General features: G+C 62.6%; 26 protein-coding genes. 5 read left to right on the top strand and 21 right to left on the bottom strand.

Going from position 1 to position 22,110, the window contains the following annotated elements; all coding sequences use genetic code 11:
• The first annotated feature begins 17 nt into the window (after positions 1-17).
• Positions 18-926, top strand: a complete 909-nt coding sequence (locus CYJ07_RS11715) for a LysR family transcriptional regulator (protein ID WP_104203882.1) — start codon at positions 18-20, stop codon at positions 924-926.
• Here the strand turns inward: CYJ07_RS11715 and nfsA are convergent.
• Positions 901-1,632, bottom strand: coding sequence for an oxygen-insensitive NADPH nitroreductase (gene nfsA / locus CYJ07_RS11710; RefSeq protein ID WP_104203881.1), 732 nt, complete (start codon positions 1,630-1,632; stop codon positions 901-903). The two genes, CYJ07_RS11715 and nfsA, sit on opposite strands and share 26 nt — an antisense overlap.
• Positions 1,633-1,736: 104 nt before the next feature.
• On the opposite strand from nfsA, the gene CYJ07_RS11705 reads away from it, so the two are divergent.
• Positions 1,737-2,261 (top strand): YgjV family protein, encoded by a 525-nt coding sequence (locus CYJ07_RS11705; protein ID WP_104203880.1) that lies wholly within the window; start codon positions 1,737-1,739, stop codon positions 2,259-2,261.
• Between the two features lie 22 nt (positions 2,262-2,283).
• Here CYJ07_RS11705 and CYJ07_RS11700 read toward each other — a convergent pair whose 3' ends face one another.
• From CYJ07_RS11700 to CYJ07_RS11690, 3 genes are all read right to left on the bottom strand, one after another.
• Positions 2,284-3,129, bottom strand: a complete 846-nt coding sequence (locus CYJ07_RS11700; RefSeq protein WP_104203879.1) for an EamA family transporter — start codon at positions 3,127-3,129, stop codon at positions 2,284-2,286.
• 114 nt (positions 3,130-3,243) lie between these two features.
• Entirely contained in the window at positions 3,244-3,858 is a 615-nt protein-coding gene (locus tag CYJ07_RS11695) for a LysE family translocator (RefSeq protein WP_104203878.1), read from the bottom strand.
• A 342-nt stretch (positions 3,859-4,200) separates the two neighbouring features.
• Positions 4,201-4,566 carry a YciI family protein gene (locus CYJ07_RS11690; protein ID WP_104203877.1) on the bottom strand — a complete coding sequence of 122 codons (366 nt, stop codon included), beginning with the start codon at positions 4,564-4,566 and terminating at the stop codon, positions 4,201-4,203.
• Between the two features lie 197 nt (positions 4,567-4,763).
• On the opposite strand from CYJ07_RS11690, the gene CYJ07_RS11685 reads away from it, so the two are divergent.
• Positions 4,764-5,198 carry a VOC family protein gene (locus tag CYJ07_RS11685; RefSeq protein WP_104203876.1) on the top strand — a complete coding sequence of 145 codons (435 nt, stop codon included), beginning with the start codon at positions 4,764-4,766 and terminating at the stop codon, positions 5,196-5,198.
• A 34-nt stretch (positions 5,199-5,232) separates the two neighbouring features.
• The gene (locus CYJ07_RS11680; RefSeq protein WP_104203875.1) at positions 5,233-5,703 is read left to right on the top strand and encodes an anthrone oxygenase family protein; all 471 of its coding nucleotides are present in this window, start codon (positions 5,233-5,235) and stop codon (positions 5,701-5,703) included.
• An 81-nt stretch (positions 5,704-5,784) separates the two neighbouring features.
• On the opposite strand, the gene CYJ07_RS11675 is transcribed toward CYJ07_RS11680, so the two are convergent.
• The 17 genes from CYJ07_RS11675 to CYJ07_RS11595 form a co-directional block, all read right to left on the bottom strand.
• Positions 5,785-6,762 (bottom strand): lysylphosphatidylglycerol synthase domain-containing protein, encoded by a 978-nt coding sequence (locus CYJ07_RS11675; RefSeq protein WP_104203874.1) that lies wholly within the window; start codon positions 6,760-6,762, stop codon positions 5,785-5,787.
• Positions 6,763-6,780: 18 nt separating this feature from the next.
• Entirely contained in the window at positions 6,781-7,986 is a 1,206-nt protein-coding gene (gene clsB / locus CYJ07_RS11670) for a cardiolipin synthase ClsB (protein ID WP_104203873.1), read from the bottom strand.
• Complete coding sequence (locus tag CYJ07_RS11665) at positions 7,977-8,765, bottom strand: endonuclease/exonuclease/phosphatase family protein (RefSeq protein WP_231489620.1); 789 nt, start codon at positions 8,763-8,765, stop codon at positions 7,977-7,979. The genes clsB and CYJ07_RS11665 overlap by 10 nt, the downstream gene beginning before the upstream one ends.
• Positions 8,766-8,938: 173 nt before the next feature.
• Positions 8,939-9,316, bottom strand: coding sequence for a DUF427 domain-containing protein (locus tag CYJ07_RS11660; RefSeq protein ID WP_104203871.1), 378 nt, complete (start codon positions 9,314-9,316; stop codon positions 8,939-8,941).
• 11 nt (positions 9,317-9,327) lie between these two features.
• Complete coding sequence (locus CYJ07_RS11655) at positions 9,328-10,380, bottom strand: SDR family oxidoreductase (protein WP_104203870.1); 1,053 nt, start codon at positions 10,378-10,380, stop codon at positions 9,328-9,330.
• A 98-nt stretch (positions 10,381-10,478) separates the two neighbouring features.
• Positions 10,479-10,748, bottom strand: coding sequence for a DUF808 family protein (locus tag CYJ07_RS11650; RefSeq protein WP_156085495.1), 270 nt, complete (start codon positions 10,746-10,748; stop codon positions 10,479-10,481).
• 99 nt (positions 10,749-10,847) lie between these two features.
• Entirely contained in the window at positions 10,848-11,210 is a 363-nt protein-coding gene (locus CYJ07_RS11645) for a hypothetical protein (RefSeq protein ID WP_104203868.1), read from the bottom strand.
• 25 nt (positions 11,211-11,235) lie between these two features.
• On the bottom strand, positions 11,236-11,859 hold the full coding sequence (locus tag CYJ07_RS11640; RefSeq protein ID WP_197038339.1) for a hypothetical protein: 624 nt from the start codon (positions 11,857-11,859) through the stop codon (positions 11,236-11,238).
• An 82-nt stretch (positions 11,860-11,941) separates the two neighbouring features.
• Positions 11,942-12,838 carry a CopD family protein gene (locus CYJ07_RS11635; RefSeq protein ID WP_104203867.1) on the bottom strand — a complete coding sequence of 299 codons (897 nt, stop codon included), beginning with the start codon at positions 12,836-12,838 and terminating at the stop codon, positions 11,942-11,944.
• Between the two features lie 2 nt (positions 12,839-12,840).
• Positions 12,841-13,236: a copper resistance CopC family protein gene (locus CYJ07_RS11630; protein ID WP_104203866.1), complete on the bottom strand. Its 396-nt coding sequence runs from the start codon at positions 13,234-13,236 to the stop codon at positions 12,841-12,843.
• Complete coding sequence (locus tag CYJ07_RS11625) at positions 13,226-14,503, bottom strand: M20/M25/M40 family metallo-hydrolase (protein WP_104203865.1); 1,278 nt, start codon at positions 14,501-14,503, stop codon at positions 13,226-13,228. The genes CYJ07_RS11630 and CYJ07_RS11625 overlap by 11 nt, the downstream gene beginning before the upstream one ends.
• A 69-nt stretch (positions 14,504-14,572) precedes the next feature.
• Positions 14,573-15,244: a hypothetical protein gene (locus CYJ07_RS11620; RefSeq protein WP_104203864.1), complete on the bottom strand. Its 672-nt coding sequence runs from the start codon at positions 15,242-15,244 to the stop codon at positions 14,573-14,575.
• A gap of 189 nt (positions 15,245-15,433) precedes the next feature.
• Positions 15,434-16,246, bottom strand: coding sequence for a PRC-barrel domain-containing protein (locus CYJ07_RS11615; protein WP_104203863.1), 813 nt, complete (start codon positions 16,244-16,246; stop codon positions 15,434-15,436).
• Positions 16,247-16,462: 216 nt separating this feature from the next.
• A complete protein-coding gene (locus CYJ07_RS11610) occupies positions 16,463-16,942 on the bottom strand; it encodes a DUF3618 domain-containing protein (protein ID WP_104203862.1) in 480 nt (159 codons plus the stop codon).
• Between the two features lie 100 nt (positions 16,943-17,042).
• Entirely contained in the window at positions 17,043-19,526 is a 2,484-nt protein-coding gene (locus tag CYJ07_RS11605) for an EAL domain-containing protein (protein ID WP_104203861.1), read from the bottom strand.
• Positions 19,523-20,590, bottom strand: a complete 1,068-nt coding sequence (locus tag CYJ07_RS11600) for an ABC transporter substrate-binding protein (RefSeq protein WP_197038338.1) — start codon at positions 20,588-20,590, stop codon at positions 19,523-19,525. Before CYJ07_RS11600 ends, CYJ07_RS11605 begins: the two co-directional genes overlap by 4 nt.
• Positions 20,591-20,773: 183 nt before the next feature.
• Positions 20,774-21,100 (bottom strand): thioredoxin family protein, encoded by a 327-nt coding sequence (locus CYJ07_RS11595; protein WP_104203860.1) that lies wholly within the window; start codon positions 21,098-21,100, stop codon positions 20,774-20,776.
• A 190-nt stretch (positions 21,101-21,290) separates the two neighbouring features.
• Between CYJ07_RS11595 and CYJ07_RS11590 the strand changes: the two genes are divergently transcribed.
• Positions 21,291-22,067: a DUF1499 domain-containing protein gene (locus CYJ07_RS11590; protein ID WP_104203859.1), complete on the top strand. Its 777-nt coding sequence runs from the start codon at positions 21,291-21,293 to the stop codon at positions 22,065-22,067.
• Positions 22,068-22,110 lie beyond the last annotated feature (43 nt).

The following is a 22,110-nucleotide window of genomic DNA, read 5'->3' as shown; positions in this document are numbered from 1 at the left end:
CCGACAGGAGATGCATCGTGCAGCTCAAATCACTACGCTTATTCATGGCCGTCGCCGAGACCGGAAGTTTCGTTGCAGCTGCTCAGCGCCTCCACACTGTGCAATCGAACGTGACGGCTCACATCAAAAAGCTCGAAGGAGAGCTGGGGGCCCAGCTCGTTCACCGGACCGGTCAGGCTCGCCTAACGACCGCCGGCATGGCACTGACAGAATATGCGCAGCGTATGCTGAATGCTCACGATGAGGCGTTAGCGCTTTTCGAGGGCAGCCCGCATGCCAGCGGCCGGCTGCGCATCGGTGCCATGGAAACAACTACCGCCTTGCGCCTTCCTCCCCTCCTCGCCGCCTACCATGCCGAGTATCCGGAAGTGAATATCCAACTGAGGACGGGACCGACAGCGGACCTGATCGAATGGCTGATGGAGGGGCAGGTGGACTGTGCTTTTGTCGCAGGCCAATTGGAACACCGCCGCTATCATGCTCTGAAGGCGTTCAGTGAAGAGCTCGTGCTGGTTGGCCCTGCCCCCATGGCTGCCATGCCCACGGTGGAAGAACTCTTGGCATCGACTTTCCTCGCCTTTCGCCAAGGCTGCAGCTATCGGCAGCGTATCGAGCTACTGCTCTCTTTCCATGGCGTCAGTGCCGCCAGAATCTTCGAGTTTGGCACGCTGGATGCCATGCTCGGATGCGCCTCCGCCGGGATGGGGTACACGGTGCTACCGAAGGCTACGGTCGAGGCGCATCAGCATCGCTTCGGAATCGACTACGTGGAACTGGAAAGAACCATCGCGCACGTCGATACGTACTTCGTTGCAGCCGAGCCGAATACCTGGTCACCAGCTTTGGCACGCTTTGCCGATGCCTTGCGCAGTACCGTGGCAGATGAAGCTCCGCCTCTCTTCATTTCATCTCGAAGCCACGCTTAGTCAGGAACTCGCGCATATGGACGCGCAGCTTGCTGTCGAAGAGCGGCGTGAGGTTTCGTGACCAATTGGAATCCTTGTTGCCGCCACGGCGCTCGCTATAGTAGCTCTGCATGGCCTCGTCGAAGGCGGCCACCAGCTCGCAGTCGTCGGTGTAATAATCCTCCTTGAGGATCGCTTCCACCGGCAGGCGCGGCTTGACGTCCGGATCGACGGCCGGGTAGCCGAGGCACATGCCGAATACCGGGTAGACGTGCGCCGGCAGCCGCAGCAGGTCACTGACGGCCTGGGGATTGTTGCGAATGCCGCCGATGAAACAGATGCCGAGCCCTTCGGATTCAGCGGCAGTGGCTACGTTCTGGGCCATCAGCGCGGTGTCGACGCTGGCCACCAGCAGCTGCTCGGTCATGCCGCGCACGACGTTGGCGCCGGTACGCTCAGAGGCCTCGGTGGGGCGCTTCATGTCGGCGCAGAACACCAGGAAGTCGGAGGCAGTCGCGATGTAGGACTGGCCGCCGGCCAGCTCGGCGATCTTCTCGCGGTTGGCCGGATCCTTCACGTGGATGACGGTGTAGGCCTGGACGTGGCTTGAGGTCGCGGCGGCCTGGCCGGCGCGAATCAGTTCCACCAGCAGCTCGTGCGGGATCTTGCGGTCGGTGAATTTGCGAATCGAGCGGTGGGATTTCAGCAGTTCGATGGTGGGGTTCATGTCGCCTCGAAAAATGCCTGTCGAATGTTAACCTGCTTAGTATCTTTCATTCATCGACGTATTGCATTTGCCCGCCCCATTCACTTATCGAAACGGATAGCCGCATGGAAGAGATCGGACTGAGGTGGCTGCTGGGTCAGGCCGTCAGCCTGGTGGCCCTGGCGCTGTGCATCGTGGCGTTTGCCAGCAAGCGCGACGACCGGCTGTTCGTGCTGCTGCTGTTCGCCAATGTCGCCTTCGCCGCGCAGTTCGCGCTCTTCGAGAGCTGGGTGGCCGCCGGCATCTCGGCACTGATTGTGCTACGCATCGCACTGGTGCGGCGTTACCCGCGTAACCGCACAATCATGGCGGGCATGCTGATCGCCACCCTGGCGGTGGCCACCCTGACGTGGAGCGGCCCGCGGGACATTCCGGCCCTCGCCGCGGGCCTGCTCGGCACCTACGGCATGTTCATGCTGCGCGGCATTCCCATGCGCATCGCCCTGGCCGTGGCGGCACTCTGCTGGGTGGCGAGCAACGTGCTGGCGGGCTCCATCGGCGGCACCATTGCCGAGAGCCTGATCTTCCTGACCAACGTGATCACCATGCTGCGCTTGAGGCGCGATGCTCGGCTGCAGTGCTCGGCATGAGATTCCCTACCGTTTTATGTCGCTATGGCTTGTAGCGCGTCAATGCGATACCGCATGCGATCAGCCCAGACGAGACGAACCGCCAGACGCCGAAGCCCTCCTTCAAGATAAGAGTGGAAATCAGCGCTGCGAATAGCACGCTGGTTTCACGGAGGGCCGACACCATGCCAAGCGGGGCATAAGCCATCGCCCAGATAACGATCCAGTACGCACCAACCTGCATTCCGCCGCCAAGCGCTGCGGGCAATAAATTCCCACAAGCAATTGCCTTAATCGCCTTGTACTTCCAGGCAACAGCAATGAGAAAGGTCAGTAAGCCATTCCCTATCGTCAGGCATATCGCAAAGCCTAACGCTGAACCCGCCTGCCGTGCCCCGAGGCCGCCTACCAGCGTGTAGGAGGCGATTAAAACACCTGTACCAAGAGCAAGGAGGATAGCCCGTGGGTTTTTGGTGACACCCGTTCTGGTATCGAATGCCAGCGACATCACACCACTCCCCAGGAAGAGCACTCCGAGCAGCGGAAGAAAGCTCAGCACTTCTCCGGCGAACACGGCAGCTCCCAGGGTAACGAGTAAGGGTGCCGATCCGCGAGCGATGGGATAGACCTGACCAAAATCGCCATGGTGATAGGCCAAGGGCAGACAGAAGTGATACGCCGTATGAATCAAGATGGCCAAGACCAGAAGAGGCCAACTAGCAGCATCAGGGAGCGGTACGAAAGGTAAAGCGAACGCAGAAATAAGGCTTCCGAATAGCGTGATTACCGCCATGACGGCGATTCTGTCGCCACCCACTTTGACGATTGCGTTCCAACTTGCATTGAAAAAGGCGGCCAGCAATACGACCAAGGTGATCTCGACGCTCATTTCATCACCGTCCAATGGTCATATGCGGTTACTCAGTGAGCGACGGCCTCGCTGAGCGCATGCCGATCGCACGGTTTAGTGAGAGATGCCCATCCGATATCGTACGTACTGGAGTCAACTCCGATTGGCAACAGCAACTGCAGCGCCGCCGAGAGCTATAGCTCCGAGACGATTGGCGACACGGGCGGCATTTGGTGTTCGCAGTAGTAGCCGCGCCTTATGGGCGAGAAGCGTCCAGCTCAGATCGATAACCGCCAAAGTTGCGATGGTAATAACCACTAGCACTGCCCATTCCGAAAAGCCAACAGCCGCTTGATCGATCAGAGAGGGTAGCAGAGCAATGTAGAACACCATGATCTTGGGATTACCTAAAGTGAGCGCCATACCTGCACCAAACATAGACAGCGGCGAAGCTCTGCGAGGCAAATTGTCGGAACCTTCTCCAACTGGCTGACGCCACATCTTGAAGGCCAACCAGCCCAGATAGGCTATGCCAAGCCATTTCAGGATATGGAAGCCCAATTGAAAGGTCTGTGCCATTGCTGTCAGCCCGGCCAACGCCATGCTCAGCCAGATGACTTCACCAATCCACATTGCTGCGACAAAGGGAAGAACATCACGCCAGCCATTGGTGATAACGCGAGAAACTAGGGCGGCGATGCTCGGACCTGGGGTGCCCGCATTTAAAAGCAAGGCACCAGCGAAGATGGCAATTGATAAGGGTTCCATAAAGGCTCATCCATGTAAATTTAGTGATAAACAAACACCTCACAACGTGGTTCTAAGCCGCAATGACTTTATTTCCAATTTATCAGAAGCTCTCATGGCTAGCGATACGTTGGCGCGAGCCATGCCACCTAGGCGGGGCGTCGGTTCTTGAGGATGCTCATCTCTTTGAGATTGTCGTTTTCGTGGTAGATCTCGCCACAGAAGGCGCTGGCAACCTTGCTGGAAGCACTGGCCAGCGCCAGAAACCCTGATCGCCGGTCGACACGCCCATAGCATAGCCGACTTCATACACCTCGCCCTGACCGCTTGTGCTGTGTCTTCAGCAACCTGTTGGCAATACCCTTACAAAATCGGCCGAGGCTGGCTGAAGTCCACTACGGGGCGAACCTCGATGGCGCCAATGCTCGCCAGGGGGTGTCCGCTCGCCACTCGTGCGGCTTCGTCGAGATCCTGTGCCTCGATGAGGATGAGGCCACCCAGCACCTCCTTGGTTTCCATGAAGGGGCCGTCTGTCGCCAATACCTCGCCCTGTCGCATTCGCACGGTCTGTCCCGATTCGGGCAGTTCCAAGGCTTCGGCCATGACGAAATGACCGCTTGCCTTCAATGTCTCGTCGTAGCTCGAGCACGTCTCGAGTACCGCGTTGGCTTCCGGACTGCCGCCAAAGAGCACCTTGGGGTCATAGTAAATGAAGCAGGCATAGCGCACGGGAACACTCCTTCCGTTGGGTGGCGTAATGGTTCGTTGTCGTTTCGGCCGGCTCGAATTCGACATGGCAGCGCAGGCAGACAGGCGTCTTTACCGAAAGCACCGGCGTCATGTCGAAATCGGCAGATCACGTTCGACTAGCGAAAGAGAGCACAACCCACTATCACTGATAAACCAACCTGGTGGAGACCCTTCGAATGTCACGCATGATCTTCGTGAACCTGCCCGTTGCCGATCTCGAAAAATCGATGGCGTTCTACGAGTCGCTCGGCTTTACCAACAACCCTCACTTCACCGACGAGACGGCAGCGTGCATGGTATGGAGCGAGGCAATCCATGTGATGCTGCTGACCCATGCCAAGTGGCGCACCTTCACTAACCGCCCGATTCCGCCGGCCGATTCCAGCGAGGTGATGCTGGCCCTGTCGTGCGACAGCCGCGCGGCGGTGGATGCCATGAGCGAGGCAGCCGGTGGCAATGGCGGCATGGCCGACATCAATCCTTCTCAGGATTATAGCTTCATGTACAGCCGCGCATTGGCGGACCCCGACGGTCATGTCTGGGAATCGGTGTGGATGGACCCGGCCTGGGCGGACCCGACGGCCACTCCCCAGGGTGCAGTTGCGGATTGACAGGAAACGCCACTGCACAAGGGAGGCATGACACATGCTGTCGTGGCTACTATGGTTTTCCGCCATCGGCTGCGGGCTCATGGCCGGGCTCTACTTCGCCTTCTCGGGCTTTATCATGAAGGCGCTGGGCCGTATCGAGCTGGGAGCCGGCATCATTGCCATGAACGCGATCAACACGCACATTCTCCGGTCGCCGTTCATGCCTCTCTTCTTCGGCACAACGCTCGCCAGCGCTGTGCTAGCTGCCCTCGCCCTGTTGCGCTGGAGCGAGCCAGGGGCGGCGCTGATGCTCACGGGAGGGCTGGTCTATGTCGTCGGCATGTTCGGCGTCACGCTGGTCTGGAACGTTCCGCTCAACAACACATTGGCCAGCGCCGCGGCAGCCGGCGATGCAGCCGCCGTCTGGCAACGCTATTTGCAGCGCTGGACACTGTGGAACCACGTACGCACGGTCGCTTCGACGATCACCTGCAGCTGCTTCATCGCAGCCCTGCTGGCAGTGTGAGCGAGGCAAGGAGCAATGTTTATCGGCTTGAGCCCCCGGAGGTGTCAATTGCCGCCCGGCCAGCAAGCCCACTCTTCGGCTTCAATCCGGCTGCTGCTCGGCCGCCTTGCGCTGCCTGCCCCGCCGTTCCAACACCAGATACACCAGGCAGGCCACCGCCAGGGGGAGCAGGAAGTAGATAGCGCGGTAGCCGATCAGGGCGGCGAGGATCTCGCTCTTGGCCACCTGGTGCTGGAGCAGGGCGAGGAAGACAGCTTCCAGCACCCCCAGGCCGGCGGGAATGTGGGTGATCACCCCGGCGACGGCACTGATCAGCAGGATGCCGAGAATGGTGGGATAAAGCACGCCCTCGGGCAGCAGCAGGGTGAGCAGAGCCGCCATCAGCGACCAGTTGGCCGCGCCCAGGAGCGCCTGCATCAGGGCCAGGCGCAGCGGGGGCAGAATGATCTCGTGGCCTCGCACATGCCATACGCGGCGCTTGGAGAAGCGGCAGGCGGCCAGATAGCAGAAGGAGATCGCGAGCAGCCCGAAGCCGATGAACTGCAGGCCCTTGGCGCCGATCTCCCATGAGGGCGGCAGATCGAGCAGCCGGAAGGAGAAAATGGCACCGGCCAGTATCATGTAGGCCAGCCAATTGGCGATCAGACTTATGCTGAGTATGCGCGTCACGGTGCCGACCCCAAGCCCCAGGCGGGTATACAGGCGGTAGCGCATGGCCAGGCTGCCGACCCATGCGCCCAGGTTCAGGTTGAAGGCGTAGCAGACGAAGGCCAGCTGCAGGACCCGCCTGGCCGGCAGCTCGTGCCCCGTGTAACGCTTGCCCAGCAGGTCGTAGCTGCTGAAGGCGATGTAACTGGCCGCGGTAATGGCCACCCCTGCCACCAGCGTCAGAGGACTGTAGCCTCGCAGGGTTGTGGCGACTTCGGGCCAGTCCACGTTGCGGGCCATCGAGAACAGCAGCACCGCGACCAGTACGAAGAACAGCAGCGTGACGCCACGTTTCAACCAGCGTAGCCAGAGCTTTCGTGGGGTGGATCTATCGGTCTCGGCGGCTTTCATAGGCGTTCCCTTCAGGCCTCAGTTCGGCGTGCGCTGCTTTTCTCGCGGCTTCGCCGTCAACGGTTCGAGCCTTGAGGTGTGACCGGGCAGCCAGCCCGCACTGAGGGGGAAATGGCGCAGGAAGTGAAAGCTCACCAGCATCAGGGGAGCCCGCCACCAGCGCCCTCTGTCGGCGGCTTCGGGCGTCACCATGCGGCAGCTGCTGTCGATGAGCGCCATCAGGTGATCGTGGATCTGCTGGTTGAGCCTGGCATCGCGGATGAACAGATTGGCCTCAAGATTCAACGACAGACTGAGCGGGTCGAGATTGCTCGACCCCACCGTCGACCAGTCATGATCGGCGATGGCAATCTTGGCGTGCAGGGGATGCTCCTTGTACTCGAATATCTGTATCCCGTCCTTCAGTAGGTAGCTGTACAGCGAACTCGAGAACATCCTGGCCCAGGGCATGTCAGGGCGCCCCTGCAAGATGAGGATGACCTCGACGCCCCGGCGCGCCGCATTGCGCAGCTCGTGCCACAGGCGATAGCCGGGAAAGAAGTAGGCGTTGGCTATCACCAGGCGGGACTTGGCCGAGCGAATCGCTCCGATGTAATGATCTTCGATATCGGTAGGATGCTGGTCGTTGTCACGTATGACCAGGCGCATCTTCGACTCCCCGACGGGAGGGCACGATGCCAAGGTTTCCGGCAACTCCTGCACCGCCTCGTGCTCCAGCAGCAGCGTCCTGGCCACACGCCGGATGTCCTCGACGATCGGGCCGCGCACGCGCACGCCATAATCCTGCTTGCCCATGATGTACTTATCGGGCAAGTGATCCCAGCCGAAATTGATCCCGCTGATATAGGCCACCTCTCCGTCCACCACCACGATCTTGCGATGCAGGCGGCGAAACAGATTGGTGCGCATACCGAGCCTGCGCGGCCGGGGATCGTAGATATGCAGATTGACGCCGGCAGCCTCCAGCTCGGCGATATATTCACTATCCAGATCCGCCGTGCCGTAGCCGTCCACGGTCACATCAATGCGTACTTGCCTCGCCGCGGCGTCGAGGAGAGCCCCCTTCAACTCCTGCCCTACCTCATCATTGAAGATGATGAACGTCTCGATCAGGATTTCCCGACGAGCTGCACGAATCGCATCGAACACGCTGGGAAAATACTGGCTTCCATTGATCAACAGCTCGGCTTCGTTGCCTTCCTTCCATTGGAAATTCACAGGCATATCTCTGCGATGAGTGGCACATGATCAGAGAGGTGCGACCAGGGCTTGCGATAGAGCGCTCTGGGGTTTCGAAACGAGGCATTGCGGACATAGATCCGGTCAAGACGCAGCAGGGGCCAGCGCGCCGGAAACGTCTTGGCCGGACGGCCCTGATGATGAACGAATACTTCGTGAAGCCCGCACCTCATCAGCACGTCGTCAGCCTTCAGCTGCCAGTCGTTGAAGTCGCCGGCGACGATCACTGGCTCATGGCGCGGGATCGAATCCAGCAGTTCGCACAGCAGCCCCAATTGCTCCAGGCGGTGTCCTTGGCGCAGCCCAAGATGAACGCAGATGGCGTGCATCCCGGAGTGGCCGGGAACATCCAGCTGGCAGTGCAGCAAGCCTCGTTTCTCTGTGCCATGGATCGACACGTCCCTGTTGTCGTATTGCAGTATCGGGTAATGGGAGAGCACGGCGTTGCCGTGATCGCCTTCGGGATACACCGCGTTGCGGCCATAGGCGAAATCCGGCCACATGGTGTCGGCAAGGTACTCGTACTGCGGTACGCTCGGCCAGTCGTGAATGCGGTTGGCGTGCTTCTTGTGTTCCCCGATTACCTCCTGCAGGAAGACCAGATCGGCGGACAGAGTGGCAACGGCATCGCGAAGCTCCGGCAGGATATGGCGACGATTGAAGACATTGAATCCCTTGTGCACGTTGATCGTCATGACCCGCAGCGTCTCAACGGACGCCGAGTGCTTTATCTCCTGCTGCGGGCTCCTGTCCGTAACACTCACTTATCCCTCCCTGTTCTGATCAATGACTCAGCCCTCCTGGCAGTACGTCATGGAAAAGCGTAGCAGGCGACCCTCATCCTTGCCTTGCCCTGGCTCGGTGCAAGCAGGATGGGCGTCGCTCGTGCGTCGTAGTACGAGAACGACAGGGTGACGGTCGGTGCGCCTGAACGGCGTCAGTCCAGCACCCGCTGCTCGACTTTATCCGTATCGAAGGCAAGCCTCCCCGCTATCGCCGCCACGGCTTCGAAGGGCGCTTCGTAGCTCCAGGCGGCATCGGGAAGGGTTTTGCCGTCGTGGTCGACGGCGAAATAGCTGGCGTCGCCCTTAAAAGGGCAGTGCGTGACGGTATCGGTGCGCTCGAGACGCTCCATGGCCACATCCTCCCGCGGCAGGTACAGCCGGGGAGGATAGCCGGTTTCGCGCAGCTCGATGGCGTTGCGGGTGTCGGCGAGCAGTACGTCGCCGACCCGGACCTGCACTCGCCGGTCATGCGAGTGCAGCGAGATGCGGCCTTTCGGATCGTGATTCGGGTCGTTAGGAGACGCTGTCATGGGTCACCTCGTTACGGGCCGCCCCTGCCGCCCGTGGCGCTATAGACGTGGCCAGTAGCATAGCTGGACTCCTGCGAGGCGAGCAGCACATAGAGGCCCGAGAGTTCCACCGGCTGGCCGGGGCGCCCCATCGGCGTTTCTTCACCGAAGGTGGTCACGTTTTCCTGGGGCTGGCCGCCGCTCGGCTGGAGTGGGGTCCAGAACGGACCGGGGGCAACGGCGTTCACCCGGATACCCTGCTCGGCGACCTGCTTGGCCAGGCATTTGGTGAAGTTGACGATTGCCGCCTTGGTCATCGAGTAGTCGAGCAGAATTTCGGGTGGGTCATAGGCCACCACCGAGGCGGTGTTGATGATCGAGGCACCCGCCTCGAGATGCGGCATGGCGGCCTGGGTGATCCACAGCATGGCGTAGAGGTTGGTCTTCATGGTGGCGTCGAAGTCCTCGGTGCTGATGTCCGTGATCGAGGACTTCCACTGCTGACGGGCGGCATTGTTGACCAGGATGTCGAGCCCCCCGAGCTGCTCCACCGCCGATTCGACCAGCTCGCGACAGAAGGACTCTTCGCGGATGTCGCCGGGAATGGCCACGGCCGTGCGTCCCTCCGCCTCGATCAGCTCGATCACTTCGCGGGCATCCGACTCCTCCGCTTCCAGATAGTTGATCGCCACGTCGGCACCCTCTCGGGCATAAGCGATCGCCGCGGCCCGGCCAATGCCCGAATCGCCGCCGGTGATCAGTGCCTTGCGCCCCGTCAACCGGCCGCTGCCACGATAGCTCTCTTCGCCGTGGTCTGGGCGCGGCTCCATCTCGCTGGCCAGCCCCGGCCACTCCTGCGGCTGCTCGGGAAACGGCGGCTTGGGATACTGCTCGGTGGGGTCCTGCTTCTGTAGCAGGGAACCATCCCCGGCGCCGGCTGCGGCGCCCTCCCCTACAGCCTGTGAAGTGGACTGGGACGACTGCTGGCCAAGCGCCGGCCCGGCCACCGCCGCGGCGGCCACTCCCGAGGCCAGGCTACCGACGATCTGCCGGCGAGTGGGATCGAAAGCTTGATCGGATGGCATTGCAGCACCTCCCTGTCGTGCGGTTGCGATGACTTCTCACTAAGACCCTAGCCCGAGCCGGCAGGAATACAATCCGCGGGGAGTAACCGTATGTTGCTTCAGGAAGCGGCTCGCCGCCTGAGCGCTCCCACACCACTCACTACCGCCAGTATCACGGCCCCCACCAGGGTGCCCAAGGCGGCATCCAGCGCCGTCTCGCTGAGCGGCCCGAGGATCGTGCCGACACTGGGCAGGTCGGCCGCGACGTGGGTCAGGACCTCGACCCCGTGGTACACGGCAGGCAGTCCATGGGCCAGAATGCCGCCGCCGACCATGAACATGGCCGCAGTAGCGATCACCGAAAGCGACTTCATCAGGTAGGGTGCCACGCGCGCACAATGGCGCCCCCCACCGCCCGGGCCGGCGCAGCGCGCTGGCGGCAGAGCAGGAGCCCGAGGTCGTCGAGCTTGACCGTTAATCGCCTCTCGCTACGCTCGGCCAATGCTACCTCGTTCCACCAAGGCCCGCCGGTACTCCTCCCGATAGGCCTCGACATGCCGCGCCGAATCGGCCGGCAGACGACCGAGCGCCACGGCCAGGTCGAAGAAGCCGCGGTTGGGCAGGTTCTCGCCCCGGCGGCTGACGACCAGCGCGGCGATGAAGGGCCGGCCCTGCGCGGCGTCCTCGCGCATGAGCTGCTCGAGCGCCTGCGCCGTGCGCTGAATGGTGCGCGGGGGCGTGAACCCGAGCGCCTCGGCGAGCTGCTGATAGGTCATCGGCAAAGCGGCCTCGGGCACCGTTTCGAGGATTCGGCGCGCCCGGGTTGCCAGAGGGGTGTTGGATGAAGTCATCGCCGACGCCTCCCGTCTTCTCGCTTCATTCACAACCCATCGTTTTCCGATAGTGCTCGGGGCTATGGCCTGCAGGCACGTGATCGCAGGGATCCGCTTCGCTGTCTTCACGCGATGTGTAGCCTCGCAGCGCGTTGTAGCGTTCTATCTGCGCATCGCTGAGCAGCGTCAGGGTATCCAGATGGCGCGAGAGATGAACGAAGCGGAGCTCCGTGCGAGCGGCCTCCGCCTGTGCTAGCCGCGCGCGCAGCTCGGCTTCGTCGACCTGGCGCTCGAGGAAGAGCTGTTCAAGGGCGCGCTCGGCCTCGATCAAGCGCTCGCCGGCGGGTATCGCCTCCTCGCGCATTCGCTGATGCAGCGCTTGGAGGGTTTCGACCTGCTCCGCTTTCAGCGGAATTTCCTCCTGCAATTCGAGCAGGTGCGCCGGCCCCGGTACGCCATTGAGCTCAGCCGGGAGGGCAAGCCCCCAACCGCCACCGCGGCGCAGCTCCTCGATATCCGCCTCCGAAAGCGTCTTGACCTCGCGTGTCTGCATTTCCGCATAGGGCGCGTGAGCGTGTCCCGATTCCATGGCCGGCACGGGGGCAGTCAGAAAAAGCATGGCCAGTGGAAAGGGCATGGCCATTGAAAAGCGCATGTAACGAGGCATGAAAGCGACTCCTTGGGATCATGTGAGCACATCGTGATGAGGACGATGTCAGCCCAATGGCCAACCATCCGAACGCCAATACCTACCCCATCGGCGCGGAGGTGTTCATCAGCCATGCCGCGACGAGCAGGATCAGCGCCATGAGTACGATCTCTCCGACGATGCTCTGGCGCAGGCGACGCCGGGCATGGCGCTCGCCACGTGCCAGGCCGGGAACCAGCCACCAGCGGTTGCAGGCGCCGAGCCCCACCAGTGCCCCGACCAGCGCCAGTTTCAGCACGAGCACCTGTCCATAGGCGAATTGCCAGAGTGCCGCGACCTTCCCCCCCAGCAGCCAGACGGCCAAGGCTATGCCCGTCGACAGCAGCAGCGCGATCATGCCGCCTCCGAAGCGGCTGAAGCGCCGCAGCTGACTCAGCGGCGAATCGTCCGGAATGTCTTGGCGCAACAGCCGGTAGAGCGGTGGCAGCGCCGCCATCCAGAAGGCGGCCATCGCCAAGTGCGCGATGAGCAGGAAGCCTTGACCGGCATCACCGCGCGTGTGTCCCACTCGAGCAAAGGCCAGCAGCACCAGAACGACCGCCACCCCACTCAGCGCATGGCTTGCGGACCGCAAGCGTCCCTTGAGCCGCATGGCGGCTAATAGCAACAGCCCCGCAAGGGCCAGGCGCAAGCGCTCCCCCTGGGCACTCTCTCCGACGATGCCCAACAACACCGGATCGAAGGCCGCCGTGAGCGAACCGCCACCCAGATAGCCGGCCTGCAGCAGCCACAGTAGGAGCAGCATACCGATGCCGACTCCGGCCGCCATCAGGACGCCCCGCTCCAAGACGACGGTTTCGCCGATGGGCAGCGCGGGAAAGGCGAAGCGGAACATCACGCCACCCACCGCCAACAGTGCGCTCGCATAGAAGCCCGCCAGGCAAAGAATGCGGCCGACCGCCCACGGCTCCAGGCCGACAAGCGTCAGAGCCTCCATCGCTATTCGCGGATCGAGAAGCGATAGTCACCCGACATGGTGTGGCCGTCCTCGGCGATACCACGCCATTCGACCCGGTAGTCGCCCGGAGGCAGCGCTTGAGCAGGCTCTCCTTCATGTCGTTTCGCCATGCCACCCACCGGATTCTCCGTCAGCGGAACTTCCCCCTGTGGACCGGATAGCGCGAACCGGGTGAGACGCAGCGGTGCATCGAGTTCGAAGGCGATACTCGACGGCGCCTGTTGCAGCACTTCGCCATCGGCCGGCTGCGTGGCGACGACATGAGAGTGGGCCAGCAGCAGCGGACTGGCCAGCAGCAGCCACACCATGGCGAGCCGTGTCGCCACGACGCGGGGCGCGAGGCGCTGCCGCCAGCCGCCTTTCGGTTCACCGCTCACCTGCCGCCTCCTCGTCACTGCCCTTCTCTTCCTCGGGCTTTGCCGAACCTTGGTGAACGAGACGCTCGGCCTGGTCGAGCCGCGGGTGGTTGTCGAGGAATTCGCGGTGAGGGTCCGGAAGCGCATCCAGCGCCTGGAGGGTGCGGGTCAGTACGTGAATGGCGGCCAGCACGTCCTGGGTGTTGCCGGTTTCCGAGATGGTGTGCATGTTGCGAATGGGGAACCCAATGGAGGTCGCCGCACAGTCTACCGCGGCGAGCACGCCGGCCATGCCGTCGGTACCGGTGTCGGCGCCGACGATATCGCGCTGCATCGGAATGTCATGCGCCCGGGCCGTGCTCTCGATAATACGGTTGAGCTGCTCGCTGGCGATCGCCCCCACCGACATGGTGAAGCCCTTGCCCATCTGCAGCGGCTGCATGCGCCGGTCGCCGATGCCGGGCGCGGCCACATAGTCGTGGTTCACGTCCACGCCGATCACCACGTCGGGCTCGAGCTCGCCGGCCAGCACGCGGCTGCCGAAGCGGCCGATCTCCTCGTAGCTGGCGATGGCGAATAGCACCCGCACCTTCTCGGTGCCGCCGGCCTCGGCGATCAGCCTGGCGACTTCGGCGGTGACGAAGCAGCCCAGACCATTGTCCAGGTAGGCACCGTAGAAGGTGTCGGGGCTGAAGCCGTGGCGAATGGGTCGATCGAAGATGATCGAGTCGCCGGGGCGCACACCGAGATTCAGCACCTGCTGCTTCTTGTTCTCACCGTGGATCTGCAGGTCGAGATAGATCTGCTCCTTCTTGATGCCCTTGCTGCCTTCGCGCTGGGCCGCGTCGGAGAAATGGATGGCGCCCAGCGCCTCCACGGTGCCCCCCTGGATGATGCGGTAGCGGCCGGGAGCCTCGGGGTCCTCGCTGAACAGCTTGACCTCGTGGCCGACCAGCACGTTGGGCAGGAAGGCGTCGGTGTTGATCCAGACCTTGCCATCGTCGCCGATGCTGCGAACCTGCATGCGGATCTTGTCGGCGTGGCCGATGATCATCACCTTGAACAGTTCGTCCCGACCCGGGTGGGTATCCCATACCACGCCGGCATGCCCCTTGTACTGGTGCATGTGCCAGCCCTCCGGGGCGAAGCTCTCGAAGTGAGGCTTGAGCACGCCATAGGTCATCGCTCCCTCGAGCCCGACGGGGCTGGGAGCGTCCAGAATGCGTCGCATCAGGGTAAATTGCTCTTCGGGCATGGGTTCGGCCCAAGGCTTACGGGTCTCGCTCATTTGGCTTCCTTTCTCTTCGGCTTACTTAGGTGACAGACATTAGTTTGACAGATTCGGTGCCTAGTTGGCCTAGCGGGGCGGAGCGTCATTCCTGCGCACCCCACCGGTGGCGGGCTTATAGCGATAGCGTTGTCCCTCGACCTCGAAGTGCAGCGTGTCGTCATGCCATTCGAGAACACGATACTCGGTTCCGGCCGGTAGTCGCTCGGTGTGGGCAGGGATGCGCACCGGCCGGGCGTTGTCGTTGACCGTCTTGCCCAACGCACGGCTGTCGATCACCACCAGCGTGCGGGTCGGGGCCGGCCCCTCCAGCACGAAGGTGGCGTAACGCCCGTTTTCGCTCCACGGGCCCGGCGCAACCTCACCGCCATATTGAAAGGCGGCGGGCCAGGGTTCGCGTTCGCCGGCCGGTACCAACCAACCGGCACCATGTGCAGCTCCTGTCGTGGCCAGCACCAGCCAGCGTCCGTCGGGGGAGAGCGAAGCGGCGGAAAAAGCCTCCGCGGCGCCGAACTCGGTCGAGCTGTCGACGCGCAGAGTCTCCGGTATGTCCTCAATGTCGAGCAGTTGGGTGCCGTTGACACCGTGGATCTCGGTTTCGCTCACGTTAAGCGGCGCCAGCTCGGCGAAACGCGCCTCGCTGGGCGACGTGGCGACACAGCCGACCAACAGCAGCGCCAGCCATGGCGCGAGAAGCAGGCTCGGTAAAAAGGGGTATCCAACCGCTGAAACGCTGCGCATATTCGCTCCTCGGTCGCTTTGCGAAGCCTACCGCGCGGGTGAGACCCGCGGCGCCCCGCGCACGGGATCGTCGCGATACCGCACCTCGGACCACGACGATGCGATCCCGTGACAACAAAAAGGCAAGGCCATCTGGCCTTGCCTTCGCTCGACGGCAGGCGTCGGGGCGGGGTCAGTGACCGCCTGGCTTTAAAGCCCTTCGGCGTCCGACAGGTTCATTTCGTCGTCCACCGTCTCGTGACGCTCTTCGTCGTACTCTTGGCCCAGCCCCTCAAGCTCTTCTTCACCGAGGGGTTGCTGGAAGACCAGTCGTTCGCCTTCCAACTGCATCTCCCCCAACGGCAGGGCGGCCTCTGTACCGCCGAAAATCCAGAACCCTCCCACGGTGGTGGTCACTCGGATGTCACCGCTGTCCTTGTGCTTGATCACCTTCTCGACATCACCGATCGTTTCGCCTTCGAGGTTTACGACGGTCATGCCCTTGAGTTCGCCGGCCGACATATCCGCGATGCTTGGATCCAGGTTGCTCTGGGGATTGTCGAGGTCATCGAAACCTGTATCGGAGCCGGCCTGACCGGTTTCGAGATCGCTGTCACCAGCGGTTGCCTGCTCGTAGTCGCTGGCATCATCGCCCTCTTCAGGCAGGGCGGCTTCCGTATCCTCGACGGGCTCGGAACTTTCGTCTCCACCACTCGCCTGGGGCTCTTCGTCTTCGGTTGGCTGTGCATCGCCGGCGTCATCCGCGGCCTGGGTCCCCTGGGATTCGCCGGTTTCCTCGCTCTGGCTACCCTGAGTCTCGCTGCTGGAGCCCTCGTCCTGATTATCCTGGGCCTGGTTGTCCTGTTCGCTTTCGCTGGATTGTGTTTCGGCCGTCTCGGTGGTCTGTGCCTCCATGGCGGCGTCGTTGCGCTCGCTCTCGTTCTCGGCATCTTGTGCCATGGCGCCGCCCGCCAGACCGGCTGAAATCGCACCGACCATGATCGCCAATATTGTCCTTTTCATTGCTCTCCCTCCTGGAATCGAGCTGCATCCGATAGGCCTCTTCAGGCCCTGGCTTCCTCAAGATAGCGGAGGTCAATCTTTCCACGCCAGCAACACGGCGAAACAGAGCGTCATCCAACGCAACGCGATGTTGCCGTGAGAGCGGTCAAGGCGATTCGTTCGGTGCGATACTGCCCCTTTATGTACATTTTTGCCACGATGCGCAGGACGCCAGGGTCAGACGCTGGGGTGCACGTACCCGCTCCAGCCCTGCCCGGTGCCGAGATGCGTCGCCACGCCGACCACATCGGGCCGGTGGCTGGACATGACCGATCGTCCCTGCTGCGAGCCAAGATGGGTGGCGGTCATCCGCTGGGGAGCTTCGCTGCGAGCCGGTATCATTCCGCTGCCTGTGCCGCCGTAAGACGAGTCGGCTTGGGTGCGTTGCGAGTCGGAGCGTGGCTTGAACTGCGAATAGACCAGCCAGCCGAGCCCCACGCCGGTCAGCAGCACGGGAACGGGGTTCTCCCGCACGGAGTTGCCGAGGTTGTCGAAGAAAGAGCGAGCCGTGTCGCGGGGTAGAAAACCGGCCGCCTGGCGCTTGAGCTGCTGCGGCGAGAGCCGGCTCTCGATTTCATGCAGGGTGTCGTTCAGATGTGCGCGCGAGCGCTGGATATCCGCTTCGATCTCGTCCGGATTGCGATCGTATGAGCGCATAGGGTCTGCCTCCTTGGCGTCGCCACTTCAATGGCTTTCCTTCATGCTTCAAATTGGCTCGCGTCCTGGCCCTCGTCAAGTCGTCGACACCAGGCGGCGCTCAACCCTGCTCGATGGGCGGCGCTTCGAACAGCGGGGTGGGACGGCTGATGCCGTAACCCTGGGCATAGTTCACGCCCATGCCACGCAGCCGTTGGATGATATCGTCATTCTCGGCGTATTCGGCCACGGTCTGGATGCCCATGATGTGACCGATGCGATTGATGGTTTCCGTCATGGCACGATCGATACCGTTCTTGTCGATATTGCGTACGAAGCCGCCGTCGATCTTGAGATAGTCCACCGGCAGGTTCTTCAAGTAGCCGAATGAGCTCGTGCCGGTACCGAAGTCGTCGAGGGCGAACAGGAAACCCAGGCTCTTGCAGCCCTGGATGAACGTCGCGGCGCTGCGCAGGTTATTGATTGCCGAAGTCTCGGTGATCTCGAAGCAGATCGACTGCAGGGGCAGGCGATGCCGCTCGGCTTGTTGGCGAATGAAGTCGAACAGGCCGTCGTCGTTGAGCGAGGTGCCGGAAAGGTTGATGGCGCAGGTCAGCGGCCACCCGCCGCGTTCGGCCAGCAGCTCGCGATAGCCCGAAAAGACCTTGGCGATCACCCAGCGATCGAGCCTGGGCATCAAACCATAGCGCTCGGCAGCCGGCAGGAAACTGCCCGGCATCACCAGGCGTCCCTGCTCATCGATCATTCGCAGCAGCACCTCCATGTGCTCGCGCGCGTTAGCCTGCGGGTCAAGAGACAGGTAAGTCTGATGGTAGAGCGTGAAGCGATCTTCATCGAGGGCGGCATTGATCCGCGCTACCCAGTCCGCCTCGCGGCGATGCTGGGTCATGTCGGTGTTGTCGGTGCGATAGGTGCAGACCCGATTGCGCCCCTGCTCCTTGGCCAGGTAGCAGGCGACATCCGCCATGCTCAACACATCGGCGCCGCTGGTCTCTCGTCCGGTCACGGCGAGCCCGATGCTCATGCCGACGCTGAAGAACCTACCTTTGTAGTCGAGGCGAAACTCGCCCACGGTGGACAGCAGTTCCGTGGCGATGCGCTGGGCATCCTCCAGCGAGCAGTCTTCCATCAGCAACGCAAACTCATCGCCTCCCAGCCGGGCTAGGGTATCGGTATGTCGCAATCGACCCAGCAGCACTTCGGCCAGCCCAGTCAGCAGTTCGTCTCCGGCCGAATGCCCGGCGCTGTCGTTGACCACCTTGAACCGATCCAGGTCCATGAAGCACACCACATGCTGGCGATCGGTTCCCCGCGACGCCTCCAGCAGCGCCCCCATGCGGGCATTGAATTCGCGCCGGTTCACCAGGCCGGTCAGGGCGTCGTGGGATGCCTCCCAGGAGAGCCGCTGGGCCATGTGCCGCTCGGCGCTCACGTCACGCAGGACGAGAACGCCACCGGCCAGGGCGCCGTTGGGATCGTGCATGGGCGAGGCGATATAGGTGACACCGATACAGGAGCCGTCGTGAGTCTGAAGCTCCGCCTCGATCTCGCTGGAGAGCGCTTTTCCGCTGCGAAAGACCGTATCGAACGGCCTGGGAAGCGTGGCCTTGGTGGTGGCATTGACCAGGCGAAACACCTCTTGGAAAAGTCGCCCTGAGACATCCTCCAGCGTGACGTTAGCCATTCGCTCGGCAACAGGGTTGAGATAGCGGATCCGACTCTCGGTGTCGACGCTGATCACCGCATCGCCAATGGAGCGCAGCGTGACTTCGATACGCTCCTTCTGCTCGAAGAGTTCATCGGAGAGCCGCCACAGCTCCTGCATGGCCTGCTCCAGTTTCACCTTCGACACGGTGGTGACCTGCAGTTCGTCCATCAAAGCGTTGAAGGCCGTGCCGAGCCGCCCCAGTTCGTCCTGGCTGCTCACCGCGGTGCGTCGCGCCAAGTCTTGAGGATGTTCGCGCAGCGCCGTGACAGTGTGCGTCAGGCTCTCCAGCGGCCGGGTGATGAAACGTGATAGGGCATGGTACAGCGCGAGGTAGCCGAGTAGCAGCACCAGCCCACCGATGGCGACATTGGACCATACCAGTTCCTTGAGCTTGCCGACGACCAGCGCCTCGGGAAAGCCGACCGCGACACTCGCGACATGCTCGCCCTGCAGGTTATGCGCGGGCACGATTGAAAGATGCTCTTCCTTATCGGTCCAGGCATGTGCGCTGCCTGCCGTTCCGCTACGCACCACCTCAAGGAATTCGCCGGTCGCCCGGTCCAGGGACGCACCGCTCTGGAACAGCACGCGGCCGTCCGGCGCGACAACCATGGCCAGGTCGATACCCGCATAGGCTTCGACGATCTCCCGGGTCTGGGCCTCGAAGCCAATGATCGAGTCGATATCAAGCCCCAGCTGTAGCAGGCGTTCGAACTGCAGGGTCAGGCTCTGCGCGATGGCCTCGGTGCGCGACTCGAGGGCTGCGTTGTAGGCACGCACGGAAATCAGCGCGTTGATGACGGTTATCACGCTGATGACCGTGAGCATGATCGCCGCGGCGATCAGCAGCATCTTGCTGCGCAGGCTAACCTTCATCGCTCCCACTCGAACGCCTGGATGACCTGGGCGGAGAGCAGCAGACTGCTCGGCACACCGAGCCCGAGCCGGTTGGCGCGCGCCAGGCTGATCACCGGCAGTCCTTTCGTCGTCGCCGCCATGGGAATCTCCGAGGGTGAGCGCCCCTCGACGAGAATGGCCCGGGCCATGCGGCCCGCGGCCAACCCCTGCTCACGCTCCGACACGGTCATGGAGGCGAGCGTGCCGTAGTGCACTCGGTCGATCCAGAAACCGAGATCGGGAAGCGCACTGTTTTCGGCGGTCCACCGCAGGACCTCCTGGTAGGGTACGTTGTCGCCCCGCTCGTCCTTGAAGTTGAAGATCCCGATCAGGGCAATGGCATCGGCCGTTTCCTGGTAAGCCGCTACCTTCCGCTGATAATCGGCGAAGGTCAGGATGGTATCCCAAGCCACGACGTCGACGCCGGGCAGTTGCGCCATGCCGTCGCGCATACGCTGGTGCACGGGGAACCACATTTCGGCGTCGTCGAACACCACCGCCAGCCGCTCTATACCGGGATCGATCGCCTGTAGGAGCCTGACCGACTCGATGAAATGCTCGTGTTCCATCACCCCGGTGTGGTTGCGGCTGCCGGTCAGGCCATAGGTCCGCGGGTCCTTGTTGACGCCGCTGAAGACGAAGGGAATCTCGTGGTTGATGTAGTGGCGCGCCACGTATCGCTGCGCTTCGTCATCCGTCGTGTAGACCAGATCCGGCTGCCAGGTCTCGATCAGCGCCCGCGCCTCGCGGCCTTTCTCTTCTAACTGGTCGGGGCCGCTCGCGCGTTTGGCGTCCATCTGGAACACAAGGTATTCCGCGTCGACCTCGCCCAGCCCCTCCTTGAACCCACGCAGCTGACCGTCGGTCCATCGCCAAGGCGAGTGATGGCTCATGATATGCAGGATCCGGTAGCTCGGATCAGGCTCGGCTTCGCTGGCCGCCAGCACCGCCCCCGTCGACAGTAGCAGCGTCGGTGTCAGCAACAGCAGGACCAGGCAAACGCCCAGCGACCGGTATAAAGCCGCGCCCGTTGCGATGCCCATGGCATGTCCTCGCGGTACGGCGTCCTGTCCGATTTGAGAACGGGCCTCTCGCCCGCTCGATGGTTGGCTATATCGGTTATATCGACAGGCGCCGAAATATCTTTAGCCAAGGTGACAGAGTGGACAGAGCGCCATGCCGGGCGCTCCGAGAGGAACAGAGGTGGGTCACGCAGCGACGGATGATCAGGCGGCGATTCGCTCCAGAATCTCCTCGATGGCCTCGCGGCGGGTGGGGCGTACCAGGCGCGCCACCTCCTCGCCTCCGTCGAGAAAGATCAGGGTCGGCCAAAGCTTGACGCGAAAGGCTCGACCGAGACGGTGCCCGCGCCCATCCTCGACCTTGAGATGGCGCACTTCGTCACGCCCGGCGAGTGCCGCCTCGAGCTGGGGCTGAACGGCGATACAATAACCGCACCAAGGAGTGCCGAATTCAATCACGGTCAGCCCTTCGAGGCTCTTTACCTCCTCGATGCTCGGTGCGACCGGCAGGTAACGATGCTGCATGGGCATGGACGGCCTCCTCTTCGGCTAACCATTACCTTTGTCTTCACTCTAGAGGGCATACCTCGCTGCGCTCAACGAAAAGTGGTCCCGGCGCATCTGCCGAAAGAGTCGGCGCGCGGAACGTGCCTGCGTCATGCGCATTTCGTTTCCAACGCATATGCTATGGACAGTTCCGGACGCCATTCGAGGAATATTCATGCCGCCCTTGAGATCCCCTGCCCGGCATCGCGGCGGCCGTTGGCCGTCGGGCATTGCCTGGCTGAGCGCGCTGCTGCTGGTCCTGGCCGCCCTACTGCTGGTAGCGGCGGGCCCCGCCTATCGCTACGACCTGTTGCCGCTCGGCACCGCCTTCGACATGCTGCGCTATGGCGCTCTGCTGGGCCTGGGCGCCATCGCCGTCGCACTGCTGGCTTTGCTGGTGGCGCTACTGTGTCGTCGCAAGCGCGTCGTCTGGACGTCGATACTCACGATCGCGGCCACCGTCGCCCTGCTGTCGGTCCCCTGGACTTACTGGCAGCGTGCTCAGTCGACACCGCCTATTCACGACATCACCACCGACCTGGAGAACCCTCCTGAGTTCGTGGCCCTGGCCGCTGCCCGCGAGGCCGCCCCCAACGCCGTCGATTACCCCGGCGAATCGTTTGCGCGTCGTCAGCGCAAGGCTTATCCCGATATTCAACCACGCCATTTTCCCCTGCCCCTGGCAACGGTACGCGCCGCCGCCGAAGCCGCCGTGCTGGACATGGGGTGGGAAATCGCCGACATCAACATCGACGCCGTCGATACCATCGAGGCCACCGCAACGACCACCTGGTTCGGTTTCACGGACGACGTGGTGATCCGCTTGACCCAGGAGTCCGACGGCATACGGGTCGACGTACGCTCGGCCTCGCGCCTGGGGCGCGGCGACGCGGGCGCCAATGCCCAAAGAATTCGCGACTATTTCGAGGCGCTGGAGCGGCGCACCGGCTGATACCTCATTCAACCGCTAACGGACTAGGGTTGACCGTTAGCAA

This window comes from Billgrantia saliphila (assembly GCF_002930105.1).
GTDB lineage: Bacteria > Pseudomonadota > Gammaproteobacteria > Pseudomonadales > Halomonadaceae > Halomonas > Halomonas saliphila.
This window is presented reverse-complemented; position numbering and strand designations above follow the sequence as displayed.